The 14,091-nt window shown below is 43.3% G+C and carries 18 protein-coding genes and 1 pseudogene; 5 read left to right on the top strand and 14 right to left on the bottom strand.

All coding sequences use genetic code 11. The features are described 5' to 3' along the window. Nucleotides 1-2: 2 nt before the first annotated feature. Both LG273_RS15885 and LG273_RS15890 read left to right on the top strand, forming a co-directional pair. Nucleotides 3-353 carry a DUF1048 domain-containing protein gene (locus LG273_RS15885; RefSeq protein ID WP_404455388.1) on the top strand — a complete coding sequence of 117 codons (351 nt, stop codon included), beginning with the start codon at nt 3-5 and terminating at the stop codon, nt 351-353. Further along, nucleotides 354-680, top strand: coding sequence for a DUF1048 domain-containing protein (locus tag LG273_RS15890; protein WP_404455391.1), 327 nt, complete (start codon nt 354-356; stop codon nt 678-680). Nucleotides 681-829: 149 nt separating this feature from the next. Here the strand turns inward: LG273_RS15890 and LG273_RS15895 are convergent, their stop codons facing one another. From LG273_RS15895 to LG273_RS15930, 8 genes are all read right to left on the bottom strand, one after another. Then, a complete protein-coding gene (locus LG273_RS15895; protein WP_404455393.1) occupies nt 830-988 on the bottom strand; it encodes a hypothetical protein in 159 nt (52 codons plus the stop codon). A 32-nt stretch (nt 989-1,020) separates the two neighbouring features. Further along, on the bottom strand, nt 1,021-1,299 hold the full coding sequence (locus LG273_RS15900; protein ID WP_404455395.1) for a hypothetical protein: 279 nt from the start codon (nt 1,297-1,299) through the stop codon (nt 1,021-1,023). 129 nt (nt 1,300-1,428) lie between these two features. After that, nucleotides 1,429-1,758 (bottom strand): HIT domain-containing protein, encoded by a 330-nt coding sequence (locus LG273_RS15905; RefSeq protein WP_404455397.1) that lies wholly within the window; start codon nt 1,756-1,758, stop codon nt 1,429-1,431. Nucleotides 1,759-1,894: 136 nt separating this feature from the next. After that, nucleotides 1,895-2,716: a carbohydrate ABC transporter permease gene (locus LG273_RS15910; protein WP_404455400.1), complete on the bottom strand. Its 822-nt coding sequence runs from the start codon at nt 2,714-2,716 to the stop codon at nt 1,895-1,897. Nucleotides 2,717-2,729: 13 nt separating this feature from the next. Next, nucleotides 2,730-4,055 (bottom strand): ABC transporter permease subunit, encoded by a 1,326-nt coding sequence (locus LG273_RS15915; protein WP_404455403.1) that lies wholly within the window; start codon nt 4,053-4,055, stop codon nt 2,730-2,732. Between the two features lie 80 nt (nt 4,056-4,135). Next, entirely contained in the window at nt 4,136-5,464 is a 1,329-nt protein-coding gene (locus LG273_RS15920; protein WP_404455406.1) for an ABC transporter substrate-binding protein, read from the bottom strand. Between the two features lie 182 nt (nt 5,465-5,646). Then, a complete protein-coding gene (locus LG273_RS15925) occupies nt 5,647-6,393 on the bottom strand; it encodes an SDR family oxidoreductase (protein WP_404455409.1) in 747 nt (248 codons plus the stop codon). A 12-nt stretch (nt 6,394-6,405) separates the two neighbouring features. Beyond that, nucleotides 6,406-7,389 carry a LacI family DNA-binding transcriptional regulator gene (locus LG273_RS15930; protein ID WP_404455412.1) on the bottom strand — a complete coding sequence of 328 codons (984 nt, stop codon included), beginning with the start codon at nt 7,387-7,389 and terminating at the stop codon, nt 6,406-6,408. 58 nt (nt 7,390-7,447) lie between these two features. On the opposite strand from LG273_RS15930, the gene LG273_RS15935 reads away from it, so the two are divergent. Both LG273_RS15935 and LG273_RS15940 read left to right on the top strand, forming a co-directional pair. Next, on the top strand, nt 7,448-7,627 hold the full coding sequence (locus LG273_RS15935) for a hypothetical protein (protein WP_404455415.1): 180 nt from the start codon (nt 7,448-7,450) through the stop codon (nt 7,625-7,627). 51 nt (nt 7,628-7,678) lie between these two features. Beyond that, on the top strand, nt 7,679-8,047 hold the full coding sequence (locus LG273_RS15940) for a hypothetical protein (RefSeq protein WP_404455418.1): 369 nt from the start codon (nt 7,679-7,681) through the stop codon (nt 8,045-8,047). Here LG273_RS15940 and LG273_RS15945 read toward each other — a convergent pair. Beyond that, nucleotides 8,009-8,323, bottom strand: coding sequence for a hypothetical protein (locus LG273_RS15945; RefSeq protein WP_404455421.1), 315 nt, complete (start codon nt 8,321-8,323; stop codon nt 8,009-8,011). The genes LG273_RS15940 and LG273_RS15945 overlap by 39 nt on opposite strands. 77 nt (nt 8,324-8,400) lie before the next feature. After that, nucleotides 8,401-9,366: pseudogene (locus tag LG273_RS15950) on the bottom strand (acetylxylan esterase). 245 nt (nt 9,367-9,611) lie between these two features. Between LG273_RS15950 and LG273_RS15955 the strand changes: the two are divergent. After that, the gene (locus LG273_RS15955) at nt 9,612-10,016 is read left to right on the top strand and encodes a secondary thiamine-phosphate synthase enzyme YjbQ (protein WP_404455423.1); all 405 of its coding nucleotides are present in this window, start codon (nt 9,612-9,614) and stop codon (nt 10,014-10,016) included. Between the two features lie 168 nt (nt 10,017-10,184). On the opposite strand, the gene LG273_RS15960 is transcribed toward LG273_RS15955, so the two are convergent. The 4 genes from LG273_RS15960 to LG273_RS15975 form a co-directional block, all read right to left on the bottom strand. After that, entirely contained in the window at nt 10,185-11,216 is a 1,032-nt protein-coding gene (locus tag LG273_RS15960; RefSeq protein ID WP_404455426.1) for a Gfo/Idh/MocA family protein, read from the bottom strand. Nucleotides 11,217-11,364: 148 nt separating this feature from the next. Next, on the bottom strand, nt 11,365-12,387 hold the full coding sequence (locus tag LG273_RS15965) for a Gfo/Idh/MocA family protein (RefSeq protein ID WP_404455429.1): 1,023 nt from the start codon (nt 12,385-12,387) through the stop codon (nt 11,365-11,367). Nucleotides 12,388-12,433: 46 nt separating this feature from the next. Next, nucleotides 12,434-13,156, bottom strand: coding sequence for a ThuA domain-containing protein (locus tag LG273_RS15970; RefSeq protein ID WP_404455432.1), 723 nt, complete (start codon nt 13,154-13,156; stop codon nt 12,434-12,436). Between the two features lie 51 nt (nt 13,157-13,207). Beyond that, the gene (locus tag LG273_RS15975; RefSeq protein WP_404455435.1) at nt 13,208-13,957 is read right to left on the bottom strand and encodes a sugar phosphate isomerase/epimerase family protein; all 750 of its coding nucleotides are present in this window, start codon (nt 13,955-13,957) and stop codon (nt 13,208-13,210) included. Nucleotides 13,958-14,091 lie beyond the last annotated feature (134 nt).

Consider the following 14,091-nt stretch of genomic DNA (forward strand, 5'->3'; position numbering starts at 1 on the left):
GAGTGAACTTTTTTGAAAAAATAACCGGTAGTGATATGACGAAAGAAATGAAAAGCTTTGAAGCACGAGCTAGCATCCTACCACCCGAGTATCAAGCTGCTTGGGAGGAAATAAAACGTAACCTTTGGCTTCACGCAGATTTTACGGGACGCAACCTGATGCCAATCCTAGACAGTGCCCTAGAACTACTTGAAGTGACATCAGCAGACGGCCAGAGCGTTGAAGAAGTACTGGGTGATAACATTAAAGGCTTCTGTGCAGCTCTTGTGGGAGACGAAGGTGCAAAAAACTATCGAGATAAATGGCGCGAACAGCTCAACAAGAATGTATTAAAAAAATTAGGGGGACTTTAAATGGATATCAAAAAAATGATCGAAGGGAAAAAAGAATGGAGAGTCCATGTCTCGCGGGTCAAATCGCTTCCGGAAGATTACCAAATTGTCTATAAAGAGATCCAAAAATACCTCTTTAAAGTTGGCCCAGTTGAGCTAAACGATGGTATTGGATTACTATCTGAGATTACCACCTTTTTTGAAGAAGGTGCTGCTGAAGGTAAAGGTGTACTTGAAGTGACGGGGACTGACGTAGCTGCTTTTTGCGATGCACTAATTAAAGACTCTAAAACTTACGCTGATCTTTATCAGGAGTCGATCAATCAAAAAGCAGATAAGAAGAAGTAATTAAACTTTCTGTGAAGGGTCTTGGTAACTATAACCTATTCTGATGCTTTTATTGTAAACTCCCCACTAGATACACACCAGCTAATTTTAGCTGGTGTACTCTTACGTTTAAATACTTTGAACCTGGAATCTCGTACAACAAAGGCTTCTTAAATTTTGTTATAATCCTCTTCTTCCTGCCTTTCTTTCAATTCTACCCTTAGCTTTTCTAAGCTTTTCACCTTTTTTAAAGTCAATAAAGATAGTAGCGACACAAAGATATATTTCATTTTGACTTCGTCGTTGTTTTGCTGAATAATCTTTTCCATATTATCTCTCCTTAACAGTAGAATGCACTCGACTAGCAATTCGTCTCTTCCCCTCTTACAATCTCCCCGCTCTGATCATCTATATAATCCGTCCCAAACTCACAATCTGCATCAATCTCCCACTCCACTTTATATTCACCTGAGCCATGATTTACAGCGTTGATTTTAACTTCTTTATCTTCTCTTGAATGTCTTTCCGTTACCACTGATATGGCATCTCCCTCGGTTAATTTAGGACTACCGCTATTGGTACATGCAGTTCCAATTAATAATATAAACACAAATATTATTAATTGGTTCATTTTTTTCATTTTTTCACCCCAACTTCCATGTTCGCAACACTCGAAGATTGTCATTACAAATATCTAAATGGAAATGAAAAACTATTTAATCCACTCATTATTATCAATGACCTCAAAAAAGTAAATCAAATACATTCACTATCTCAATTCCTCTCCAGAGACAATATGCCAATGTAAATGTTTTGAATCCTGATAATTACCTAAGTTCGTGATAACTCTACAAGCTCCATTTTCCTCTGTAACCATAGCAGCAACTTTTCTAATAACTCCTAGTAGTTCTATTAATAATTCATTATCACTATCTTCCAAAGTAATTAAAGATGAAATATGCTTCTTTGGTATGGCAACAATATGAATTGGCCAAAAAGGTTTTGTGTGATAATAGGCTAATACATTTTCAGTCTCCAATACTTTATTTACTTGCGTTTTCCCGCTTAATACTTCATCGCAATAAAAGTCTTCAGTCATAATATCCTCCTAAAAGTTTTAGTTACTTAAATTACATATTAACATTAAAATCGATATTATATTCAGAAAATTTAATTTAACCTAAAAAAGCACAGAGCCTGACACCACCCTGCGCTTTAATATTAATTAATTTTATCTACTCCTTCATCGACCCCGAAGTCAAACCAGACACAATCCTTCGCTGGAAAATCAACACTAGAATAACAATTGGGATGGTAACAATCACTGTTGCTGCTGAGATATCACCCCATGGCACCGAATATTGACTCTGATACATCGAAATTCCAACTGGCACGGTTCGCCACACATCATCACTGTTAATCGTTAGTGCAAATAAATATTCATTCCATGCTGCAATGAATACGAGTATCCCTGTCGTAAACACACCAGGTGCTGCAAGCGGAAAAATGATTTTTCGGAACGTCTGGAACGGACTTGCCCCGTCCAATTTTGCAGATTCTTCAAGCTCAAATGGAATCTTTTTAAAGAAGGTTGCTAGAATCCAGATGGCTAACGGTAAACTGATTGTGATATACGGGATTACCAATCCTAAATAGCTGTTTCGCAGTCCCAAATCTGTTACCAAATTAAAGATCGGTGAGATAATTGCAATCTGTGGAAACATAGATGCTGCAAGTACGAGCCCGAGAATAAGCCCTTTTCCTTTAATCGGCAATCTTGTCACAGCGTACGCTGTTAAAGAAGCGAAGGCTATCGATAAAAGTGTTGTCAGCCCAGAAACAACAAAACTGTTCAACATATAGCGTAACAATGGTCGATTGGTTAAGGCTGCATCATAAGATTCCAAGGTCGGTGATGGTGTAAACCAGCGAAAGGATGAAAAGATCTCCCCTACTGGTTTAATGGAGGTTAAAAAGACCCAGATAAACGGAAACATAACGAGAAACACAAAGGCGATCAAGAAGACATAAAATCCGATTCCTGCTTTTTTATTCATCTGATTAACCTCCTCATTTTGTACGACCTGCGAATAGATCGGATCCGATTAATTTAACAAACACAAAACTAATTAACGCCACACATAAGAAAACGATGACTGAGAGTACCGAGCCTTCTCCAAAATTCTGCTGGGCAAACAACGTTTTATAGGCATACACCGAGATGGACTCAGTAGCATTTGCCGGTCCCCCACCTGTAAGCACATAGATTAAGTCAAATACACGGAAAGCATCTAACGTTCTAAATAATAGAGCGACTAGAATAGAAGATTTTAAGAGTGGTAAAGTTATCCCCCAAAATTGCTGCCATTTATTTGCCCCGTCTACGTTGGAGGCTTCATAAAGCGATGTCGGAATCGTCTGCAATCCAGCTAAAAGTAATAAGGCCATATATGGCGTCGTTTTCCACACATCAGCAAGGATGATTGAGAACATTCCACCATCAGCAGTAGATAGCAACCAGGATGCGTCAGGCACAATGTTTAACATTTCCATGTAATGGGCGACAATTCCAGATTGTCCGTCGTATAAAAAGCCCCACATCATCGCGGCTACCGCTGTTGGAATGGCCCATGGAATGAGGACAGAAGCTCTTACTAGCCCTCGCCCTTTAAAAGCCCGGTTTATTAATAGTGCAACTGCAAGCCCGATAACGAGCTCAAGCGCAACGGTAACCACTGTAAAAAATGCCGTGTTCCCTAACGCTCCCCACATTCGGGCGTCCTTCAAGTATTTTCCATAATTAGCTAACCCGATGAAGTTAGATTCGAGAATATTTTCCGATGTGGCACCTAGTAAATCAGCTGTTTGCGTGATCGTAGAGGCAACCTGTTCATTTGATGCCTGCTCTGCGGCTTTGTTTAATTCCTCTTGTGCGCTAGATAAGACCTCTCTATAATCCGAAGCAAAGTCATTATCCACCTCTGCATATTTCAGCTCGCTATCCCTTACAGGCGTAAAGCTTGCGAGCATCTCATCAATCTTCTCGACTTTTTGTTTGATGTCATCATCTTCAATTAATTGAGCATGATACTGATCTATTTCTTCCTGAATCGCCGTTGCGGTAGTAGCTAGCGCTTCATCCTCACTTGCTAAAGTCTCCAGCTGCCCTTCTATATAAAAATGATTATCAACATATCGCTCCAAATCAATGGTGGAACCTAGCATAAGCTGTGATCTTGTGGGATCATTTAACCTGTAATCAAACAAGCTGTTATAAAAGGATTGTGCAACCGGCCATAGTACGACAGCAATTACTAACAGAAGTGATGGAAGCACCATGGCATAACCGAGTTGTTTTTCATTTAGTTGAAAGCCACGCCGATTGTTCTTTTTCATTTTTCCCCTAAGCCTCCTTGCCATGATAGTTTAATAGAAAAGCAAGATGAGCAACTGCCCCCCATCTTGCTTTATTTGTACTACTCCGCCATGGCGGCTTCCATTTTTTCCTGCATATTCGTGGCTGCTTCTTCGGCCGTTTGTTCTCCTGTTAATGCTTTAGATAATTCAATTTGCATAATGTCCGAGATTTCCGGATAGATTGGTGTAACAGGGCGTGGCACAGCTGTTTGTAGTACTTCTCTAAATTCTGGATTTGCAAATAAGGAGCTAACCTCCTGTACTTCTGGATCATCATAAAGTTCCACTAGTGTTGGAGCACGGCCCCCTTCAACTGCAGAAATCTTTTGCCCTTCTGGACCAGAAATGAATTTCACAAATTCCCATGCTGCTTCTGGGTTTTCCGAATAACGATTAATCATGGTCATCCAGCCACCAAGCGCTGCAGCACTTCCTTCATCCCCAGCTGGCAGCATTGCCATTTCTACATTGTCCACAATGCTGGAACGTTCTTCATCGTTGGATGAGGACATCATATACGGCCAGTTTCTGGCAAATACCGCTTTTCCTTCGATCCAAGCATTTTCTGTTTCAGTTTCCATAAAATTAAGGATATTATCTGGTACAAAATCTGATCCTACTACTTCTTGCATTTTTTCAATGGCTTTTATTGTCTCTGGACTATTTACCACAACCTCGTTATTCTCATCGACAACTTGCCCGCCATAGGAGGCAATATATTCAATCGCATTTGTAATTAACCCTTCATATTGTGCTGCTTGCATAAGGTAGCCAAACTCGGTGCCTTCCTGCCCCTGAAGCTCCTGCGCCTGACTAATGAGTTCATCCCATGTCGTAGGTGGTTCTTCTACTATATCTGTTCTGTAGTAGAATACCCCAGCATCGGTAAATTGCGGCATCGCCCATTGTCGGCCGTTAAATTTTCCTGCTGCAACGGTACCTGGGAAATATGCTTCCATGTCAATGCCATCCTGCTCAATAAAACGATCAAGCTCAAGTGCATAATTTGCCTGCGCAAACTCAGCTGGCCAAATCACATCGGCATTAAACACATCGATTTCCGTACTTTGTGAGCTAAATGCAGTTACATACTGGTCATGAGACTGTCCTGTATCTGCCGGCATTTCTCGTTGCTCTACTTTGATATTAGGATGTGCTTCTTCAAAAGCTGCGATAACAGCATCTGTCGCAGGCGTTGTATCCACCCCGCGCGCATAAACAATTGTTACCGGCTCATCTTCTGCTGCTTCCTCGGTATTTCCTTCCGTTTCTGAACCTTCTCCCCCTGATGATCCTCCAGTTTCCTCACCCTCGTTATTACATGCTGCTAAAAAGACTCCCAACGAGATAACCAATACGAACAACATAAATAATCGTTTGAAATTCATGTTTTAGCCCCCCTTGTTTGGTAAACATGTTCTTTTATGAAAACGTTTACATTTGAGTATATAATATACACTAACGTCTAATATGTCAACACGATTTTTGAATTTTTGGTAAATTAGGCTTGTTTGTATAAAAGGATTGGTTAGAAAGTAGCAGTGACATTAAATGACCTTTGTGCGAAAAATTAGTTCCGAAAAAAGCCTCCCTCTGAGTTGATCACCTGTCCCGTGATCCATTCCGCTTTTTCACTAGCAAGAAAAGCGATCAGACGCGCAGCATCATCCGGCAAGCCAATTCTTTTGGAGGGGAATTTTGGAGCTAGCTCTTCTTTTAGCTCCTCTGTCATCCATCCTGTGTCCGTTGGTCCTGGGTTTACCGCGTTTACTGTAATACCGAGATGGCCAATTTCTGCAGATAACGCAAGGGTAAACGCTGAAATGGCTCCTTTTGTAGCAACATAAGCCAGTTCATTTATCATCGGACCCTGCGCCTGTCCGGATGTCAGGTTTATAATTCTGCCCATGGCTTCACCTTGTTTTTCAAATCGACGAGCAAATTCTACACATAGTAGTGCCATGGAACGTATGTTGACCGCATAATGGGCGTCCAATGTTTCGACATCCAGCAGTTGGTAGCCATCACGTGTAGAGTAGGCGGCATTGTTAACTAAAATCGTCGGAAAACCTAGTGCTTTTTCTGCCCTGTCTAGTAATTTCTTTGCTGCATCAGCATTCGCTAGATCAATAGATAGTCCCACACACCGCACCCCATATTGTTTTATCTCCTGCTTAAATTGCTCCTCCCAATTTTCAGCAGACTGCCAATGGGTGAAAAATATATCGCTTCCCGCCTCAGCCAGTCGTTTGCAAGCAGCTGCTCCAATTCCCTTTTCATGACTAACTCCTGTCACAATGGCAACACTCTTTTTCATTGCTTCTCCCCCTTATGTAGATTCCCGGCAAACAAGCCGATGCTCCAGCACCTTGCTCGATACGTTAACTCCATTAAGTTTATCCATAATCATTTCCGCAGAGATCCGCCCCATTTCATACATGGGCTGGGAAATCGTCGTTAGACTCGGGCACGCCATATCAGAAAAGGAAATCTTATCAAATCCGATGAGCGCAATGTCCTCTGGCACTTTTTTTCCCATGCGATGAATCTCTTTTAACGCACCAATTGCGTAAATGTCGGACACGGCAAATATTGCGGTTGGCTTATCCTCTAGCTGCATTAATGTGCTGATCGCTTCCTGCCCTGCAGCGAACTTTAACTGGGGAGCATTGTATAGCCACTCTTCACGAATTGCTAATCCATGTTGTTTCATTGCCTGCTCATAGCCATTACGCCGCTGCCTCGCATATAAAAAGCGTTCATCTGAATTAATCAAAGCAATTTTCCGGTGACCCAATTCAATCAGGTGCGTAACAGCTTCATAGGCAGCCTTCTCACTATCAATGGTCACGTAAGGAATCGGGCTCTCTGTATCATACTCACTACATTGTATGATCGGATAGCTCTCCGCCAGCTCATTTAATTTATTTTTGTTCACAGAGGGATCCATCGAAATAATCCCCTCTGCCAGCCTGTTGCGAAGCAGGTTAAAATAAATCGTTTCCCGCTGAGGATTCGAATCTGTCTCACAAAGCAAAATGTTATAGCCCCTAGCAATCGCAGTATCCTCAATCCCATTAATAATCTCCGTATAAAACGGATTGGAAATACTAGGAATAAGTACTAAAAGCAGACTGCTTTTCGAAGTGCGAAGGTTCCTCCCTAATACACTTGGCGCGTAATTCAGCTCATTAATCGCCCGCTCCACTCTTGTTTTCGTTTTCTCCGCCACTCTCGCATGATCATTCATCACCCTAGACACCGTAGCAACCGACACCCCCGCTAATTTCGCAACATCATGAATCGTCACCATATCCCCACCCACTTCTCTTTGTAAACGTTTTCATTAAGATTAATTTGAAATTGAAGATGTGTCAATAGGTGTTTGGGCGGATAGTGGAAGGTGGGAGTGGTTGATTGGGTGGTGTTTTTGGTTGATTGCGCTACTGTACTGGTCGATTGGCTGGTCCTCTTGGTTGATTGCGCTGCTCTCTTGGTTGATTGGCCCGTGCTCTTGGTTGATTGCACGGCCTTCTTGGTCGATTGGCTAGCGCTCTTGGTTGATTACACGGCCTTCTTGGTCGATTGGCTAGCGCTCTTGGTTGATTGCACGGCCTTCTTGGTCGATTGGCCAGTGCTCTTGGTTGATTGCGCAGACACTCTGGTTGATTGCACGGCCTTCTTGGTCGATTGGCTGGTGCTCTTGGTTGATTGCACAGCCTTCTTGGTCGATTGGCTGGTGCTCTTGGTTGATTGCAAGGCCTGCATGGTCGATTGGCTGGTGCTCTTGGTTGATTGCAAGGCCTGCATGGTCGATTGGCTGGTGCTCTTGGTTGATTGCGCGGCCACTCTGGTTGATTGCGCACCCGCATTGGTCGATTGGCTGGTGCTCTTGGTTGATTGCACAGACTTTCTGGTCGATTACGCGGCCTTCATGGTTGATTGCGTTGGCATTCTGGTTGATTGGCTAGCGCTCTTGGTTGATTGCAAGGCCACTCTGGTTGATTGCACTGCTCTCTTGGTCGATTGGCTAGTCCTCTTGGTTGATTGCGCAGGCGTTCTGGTCGATTGGCCCGTGCTCCTGGTTGATTGCGCGGCCTTCTTGGTCGATTGGCTAGCGCTCTTGGTTGATTGCGCACCCGCATTGGTCGATTGGCTAGTCCTCTTGGTCGATTGCGCACCCGCATTGGTCGATTGGCTAGCGCTCTGGTCGATTGGCTAGCGCTCTTGGTTGATTGCGCACCCACATTGGACGATTGCGCACCCCCGCTGGCCGATTACCCACTCCCACACTACTCAATCTAACCAAACCCAAAACCTCACTCTACAAATACTCCCCGACATACGCCAACGTCTTATCAACATGGCTAATCATCGTCATATCATGCCCGCCGAATGGATAGACTTCCATGCTTTTCGGTGCCTGGACCAAATTATACACCCCATAACTTGGTTGTGGTGGACAAACGATATCACGTAGGCCCACGGCAAAACGGATCCGGCACGTTATTTGCTCGGCTAAATTAACGTGGTCGAAATACGATAGTGTTTTATAAACTTGTTCCGTATGCTGCGGATGCTGTCTAAGAAAATTTTCTACAACCGTCAAGGAGCCTTCGAATTTTTGTTCCATGGCCAGCGGGATATCACACATGTTTGGCATATCAGCCACAGCTAGCTTCGGCCGATCATCCAATGCAGCTGCTGCTAATGTGATGCCGCCTCCCATACTACCGCCAATGACCGCGATCCTTCCGCTATCAATCTCTTCTCGCCCATAAAGAAAATCAATGGCACGTACAGCATCTACATAGACGTTTCGTTAATAATACTCCTGTTTATCCAATATTCCCTTTGTGACCCAGCTGCCGGTTACGTCTGTCGAATAAGCTGCAGCATCGCCACTCTCGCCATGTCCGCGTATGTCTACTGCTAAGACAGCATAGCCTTGGATCAGCCATTTCATATACTGGGAAACCGAACCTTTATTTCCCCCGTACCCATGGAAAAATAATAAGCAAGGCAGTTTATCGTTCACATGTTTTGGCAAAATATAATGGGCATGAATAGGGGTAGCCCCAAAACCTTTATAGACGACCTGATACACATTGACTTGTTTAATCGGATAATCCTTTTTTATTACGGATTCCGACAATGGCTGCTTGTTCGATTCCTCTAGTGTCTTTTGCCAGAATGCTGCATGATCTGGTTGCTTTGTGGATGCTGGCACATACATTTTTAATCGTTCAACGGTTTGCGTAAGATGTTCCATTTGCTTTCTTCCTTTCATTCTTGTTTCGACATATAGCTATAAAATATTACCCGGGAAATAAATAGCGAATTCTGTTTGCAATATTTCCACGAATCAATGTTTGCTTAGCTATAACTGCCATTGAATCGACACCTCTTCGGTCATAACATTCTACAATTCTACTTAAATCCCTGCCTTAAACACCTAAAATTGCCGAACCCTAGATTTTCTCATCCTACAAAAGGGTAGTATACTTAAAGCAGGTTGCTGAAAGGAGAATCAAATTGCAGAAAACATTTCAAATTAAGACAACACGCCACTCAGATATGGTAGATATTACGAGTAAACTAGAAGAATGGATTTATGAATCAGGTGTCGAAGAAGGGATCCTTGTCGTTACTTCCATGCACACGACTGCTGGGATTACAGTTAATGAAAATGCTGACCCTGATGTGAAAACAGATATGCTTCGCCGGCTTGATGAGATTTATCCGTGGAATCATGTCAAAGATCTTCATGCAGAAGGAAACACTGCTGCACACTTAAAAACCAGCACGGTCGGCCATGCGCAAACCTTGATCGTGTCAGAAGGAAAATTGTTGCTTGGCACGTGGCAAGGGGTTTATTTTTGTGAATTTGATGGTCCGCGAGATCGCAACTACCAAGTGAAATTGATCGCTGCGGAATAAAGTGAAACTTCATTTGATGGATGTTTCCCTTCCTCTCCCACCAAATGTTATTTGAACCGGTTGGACCTTTACTGGATGTTGATCCCAGGGACTTACTGCAAGTAAAGGCGGGATAACACTTAAAAAATCGCATGGCCTAAAAAAGCCACGCGATTTTTTTATAGCTTTCTAAAGTCTAACAGCAGTTCCCGATTCACTACTCTTATAAATCGCTTCTATAATGCGTGATACTTCCAGCGCCTCTTCTGGTTTTACAACCAATTCCGTAGCTCCTAAGCAGCTGTCCACAAAGTTGTGTGCCTGAGCAATTCCTGCATCTCCTTCATTATGATCAGCCTTTGTCGTCGTGGTCATGAAAGTGCCATGCTTCGCCTGATAAAACTCGAGCGGATAAAGATTAAGTCCTCCATCCACACCAGAAATACTTAAATGGCGAGTGTCTTCTTTAATATTTGCCGACCACGAACACTCTAAAAATAACGAAGAACCATCATCAAATGTAATATAGGCTGATACATGGTCATCCACATCGAACGTTTCCGTGTCAAAAACGCCCCAATCATTGATCTGATTTGGCGTCTTACTTAAACGGTTATACGTTCGGCCACTTACTTCGACAGCTTTTGGACCATTTAGCAGCCAAAGTGCAAGGTCAAGCATATGGCAGCCATAATCTATGAGACTTCCCCCACCTTGCAATTCCTTGTTCGTGAAAACACCCCAGCCAGGAACTTTTCGACGGCGCATTGCTTCCACCCGGGTTACTAGCGGGTCCCCTACCTCTTTATTTAAGACGGCTTTTTTCGCAACCTGCGCCGGATCTGTAAACCGGTAATGATACGCGATAGCCAGTTTTTTGCCTGATTTACGGGATGCGTCCAGCATGCGCTGGCATTCTTCGGTTGTCATGGCCATCGGTTTTTCACAAAGTACATGCACGCCTGCTTCCAGTGCGGCAACGGCAATGTCTGCGTGGAATTTATTCGGTGTACAAATCGTCACGGCGTCCACCACATCAAGTAGCGCTTTGTAGTCTTCAAAGACATGGTCAATGTTATGCTTTTCCGCAACCTCTTTTGCTCTTTCTTTATTCACATCTTGTACTGCTGTTATCTTTACTTTTTCTGGCATTTGAAGATAGGCAGGGATATGCCTTCCTTGGGCTATCCCGCCAACTCCAATGATCCCCATTTTGAGCATGTATGTTAACCCCTTTTCCTTAAAATAAGCAACTGGCTATGTCCTGTTCTTTGACAGAAGTTGACACATCATACTACTGCGACCAGAACTTAGCCCTACAACAAGAAATCGCCCTATCCTTCTAAACAGGCTGCCTCCGACTGTTGAATCAGCCGCAAATCCGCTTTGTTTCTGCTGATTCCAATGCATTTAAAATAACTTCTAACGATTTTTTGCCATCTTCCCCATCAATTGGTGGGTTCGTGTTTTCAGTAATGCTTGTTACAAAGTGATGGATAACCTGGGAAGTCGTCTGCCCACCCGAATCGTTGGTTTGAATCCCACCGAGCTCATATTTCACAACTTCTCCATTTGTGTACTGTGCGATTAATGAAAAGTTCGGGTCATCTTCCAATCGTAGCGTCGCTTTCTCGCCGTAGATTACAGTGGAGTTATCCTCTTTAGAGGAATAAGCCCAGCTTGCTGCTAATGTGCCAACAACACCGCTTGCAGATTTCAATATACATACCGCGTTATCATCCACATTGGAGTTCTCCTTTGCGGAGCTTTCCACAAACCCTGCTACCTCTGTAAATTCTTCACCGAGCAAATAACGCATTAAGTCCGCTTTATGAACGCCAAGGTCGCCCATAGCACCGATAAATGCTTTATCCTTTTGGAAAAACCAGCTATCCTTGCCATCAACACTCCAGCCTTCAGGGCCGCCATGGCCAAAAGCAGTGCGGAAGCTGTAGATTTTTCCTAGCTCCCCTTTTTCAATTAGTTCTCTTGCCTTCTGGTGGGAGGGGACAAACCGCTGATTGTGCGCAATCATCAGTTTTTTACCATTTTTATTGGCAGCATCGATCATTTGCTGTGCTTCTTCCCGAGAGGTCGCCATTGGTTTTTCACAAAGCACATGGCAGCCTGCTTCAAGTGCCGCGATCGACACAGGTGCATGTAAGTAGTTTGGCAGGCAGACACTAACAGCATCAATTTTTTCCTGTTTTAAGAGTGTTTCATACTCTGCATAGGCAGTGGCGCCGTACTTCTCTGCCGCTTCCCTTGCTCTACCCTCGACAATGTCGCATACTGCTACGATTTCCACATTTGGCTCCAAATCGTACTCTATTAAATGGCGATGCTTGGCAATACTTCCACATCCTATTACTGCAATTCTTACTGCTGTCATGTCTATCTCCCCTTTATTTTCAATGTACTTTCTTAAAAACGGTCGCTTATGCTTTTGAAGTTATGTTCTCAAGTGGCTGGTGATTCCCTCTAACCGGCGTTGGTGTTGCTGTATTCGCTGCCCATTTCACACCATTGGTGATGACTTTCTGTATTTCTTCATTATGATAGGTTGGATATGTTTCATGTCCTGGACGGAAATAGAAAATTTTCCCGCGACCACGCTTAAAGGTCGCCCCACTGCGGAACACCTCGCCACCTTCAAACCAGCTAATGAAAATTAATTCGTCAGGTGCTGGGATATCAAAATGCTCCCCGTACATTTCTTCTTTTTCCAGTTCGATGTATTCGCCAATGCCTTCTGTAATCGGGTGAGTTGGATCTGCAACCCATAGCCTTTCTTTTTCGTCTGCTTCGCGCCACTTCAAGTCACAGCCTGTGCCCATTAGCTTTTTAAATACCTTGGAAAAATGAGCGGAATGCAGGACAACAAGGCCCATGCCATCAAGCACGCGTTGCTTCACTTTATCCGCAATCTCTTCGGTCACTTCATCGTGAGCGAGATGTCCCCACCACACTAAGACATCGGTTTCATTTAGAACCTCATCCGTCAGCCCATGCTCTGGTTCATCTAATGTTGCTGTTCCAGTTTCAAATCCTGCTTTTTCTAAAAAGGAGGCAAGCTGCCCATGGATGCCCTCAGGGTAAATCTCAGAAACTTTCGGGTTTTTCTTTTCATGTCGATTCTCATTCCAAACCGTTACCTTCATTCTATGTCTCTCCTTTTCTGAAATAATAGCGCTTTCTTTTTCCTTCTATTATTATAGCATTTCCTGTAATGCCGCTACATTTTTCTTCGCACTGACTAACGGGTCCCCGTTGAAATGCTCTTGTTCGACAATCAACCATTCAACATCGTGATCAAGCCCTGACTGAATTAAGGTTCTTATATCCAACGTTCCTGTACCTATCTCTGTGGAGATCTTTTCCCCATTTTCTACTTTAATATCTTTTATATGGAGTGAGATGCAGCGCGCTGCATAATCCTTAATAATCTTGTTAGGATCGTGCCCTGCATAGGTTGCCCAGTAGCAATCAAGCTCCATTTTCACAAAATCAGGGTCTGTGTTGCCAAATAATAGTTCAAAGCCTATTGTATCTTCTACGCTATCAAACTCAAAGGCATGATTATGGTAGCCAAATTGAAAGCCAGCCTGTTTTAACTCTTTGCCAATTTTATTAAATGTCTCTGCTGTTTGCATGTAACCTGCTTTGTCCTGACGCATTGTTTCCGGGAGATATGGACAGATAATAAGCTGATTTCCAATCTTCTCATGATAACGCATGACGTCTTGCAAGTTATTTTGCAGCTGATGAATCTGGACATGTGCTCCAGCTGGTTTGACCCTTGCTTTCTGCAGCGTGTCGGCCACTTCCTGGGCAGATGCATCATAAAATCCTGCAAATTGTGCCCCTTCATAGCCGAGTTTCCCAACATCTGTTAAGAGCTTATGGAAATCTTCTTCAGCAGCATCTCTTACGGTATAAAGCTGTAAGCCAATTTTAGCCATGCAATCCTCTCCTTTTTCAGAAATAAGAAATTCCTTTTTTTTAGACAGCAACAACCACGTCCAGCTCCAGCGCTAAACGGGCACTTCCGCTTTTGTTTCATAAATTAAGTTTAACAGAAGGCCAAGCAGGGTAA

The sequence above is a fragment of the Oceanobacillus kapialis genome, from assembly GCF_044790185.1.
In the GTDB taxonomy this organism is placed as follows: domain Bacteria; phylum Bacillota; class Bacilli; order Bacillales; family Amphibacillaceae; genus Oceanobacillus_B; species Oceanobacillus_B kapialis.

Excerpts from the sequence above, each read along its gene's own strand:
- LG273_RS15890 (WP_404455391.1), top strand. The coding sequence starts at position 354 with ATGGATATCAAAAAAATGATCGAAGGGAAAAAAGAATGGAGAGTCCAT.
- LG273_RS15895 (WP_404455393.1), bottom strand. The coding sequence starts at position 988 with ATGGAAAAGATTATTCAGCAAAACAACGACGAAGTCAAAATGAAATAT.
- LG273_RS15900 (WP_404455395.1), bottom strand. The coding sequence starts at position 1,299 with ATGAAAAAAATGAACCAATTAATAATATTTGTGTTTATATTATTAATT.
- LG273_RS15905 (WP_404455397.1), bottom strand. The coding sequence starts at position 1,758 with ATGACTGAAGACTTTTATTGCGATGAAGTATTAAGCGGGAAAACGCAA.
- LG273_RS15910 (WP_404455400.1), bottom strand. The coding sequence starts at position 2,716 with ATGAATAAAAAAGCAGGAATCGGATTTTATGTCTTCTTGATCGCCTTT.
- LG273_RS15915 (WP_404455403.1), bottom strand. The coding sequence starts at position 4,055 with ATGAAAAAGAACAATCGGCGTGGCTTTCAACTAAATGAAAAACAACTC.
- LG273_RS15920 (WP_404455406.1), bottom strand. The coding sequence starts at position 5,464 with ATGAATTTCAAACGATTATTTATGTTGTTCGTATTGGTTATCTCGTTG.
- LG273_RS15925 (WP_404455409.1), bottom strand. The coding sequence starts at position 6,393 with ATGAAAAAGAGTGTTGCCATTGTGACAGGAGTTAGTCATGAAAAGGGA.
- LG273_RS15930 (WP_404455412.1), bottom strand. The coding sequence starts at position 7,389 with ATGGTGACGATTCATGATGTTGCGAAATTAGCGGGGGTGTCGGTTGCT.
- LG273_RS15960 (WP_404455426.1), bottom strand. The coding sequence starts at position 11,216 with ATGCTCAAAATGGGGATCATTGGAGTTGGCGGGATAGCCCAAGGAAGG.
- LG273_RS15965 (WP_404455429.1), bottom strand. The coding sequence starts at position 12,387 with ATGACAGCAGTAAGAATTGCAGTAATAGGATGTGGAAGTATTGCCAAG.
- LG273_RS15970 (WP_404455432.1), bottom strand. The coding sequence starts at position 13,156 with ATGAAGGTAACGGTTTGGAATGAGAATCGACATGAAAAGAAAAACCCG.
- LG273_RS15975 (WP_404455435.1), bottom strand. The coding sequence starts at position 13,957 with ATGGCTAAAATTGGCTTACAGCTTTATACCGTAAGAGATGCTGCTGAA.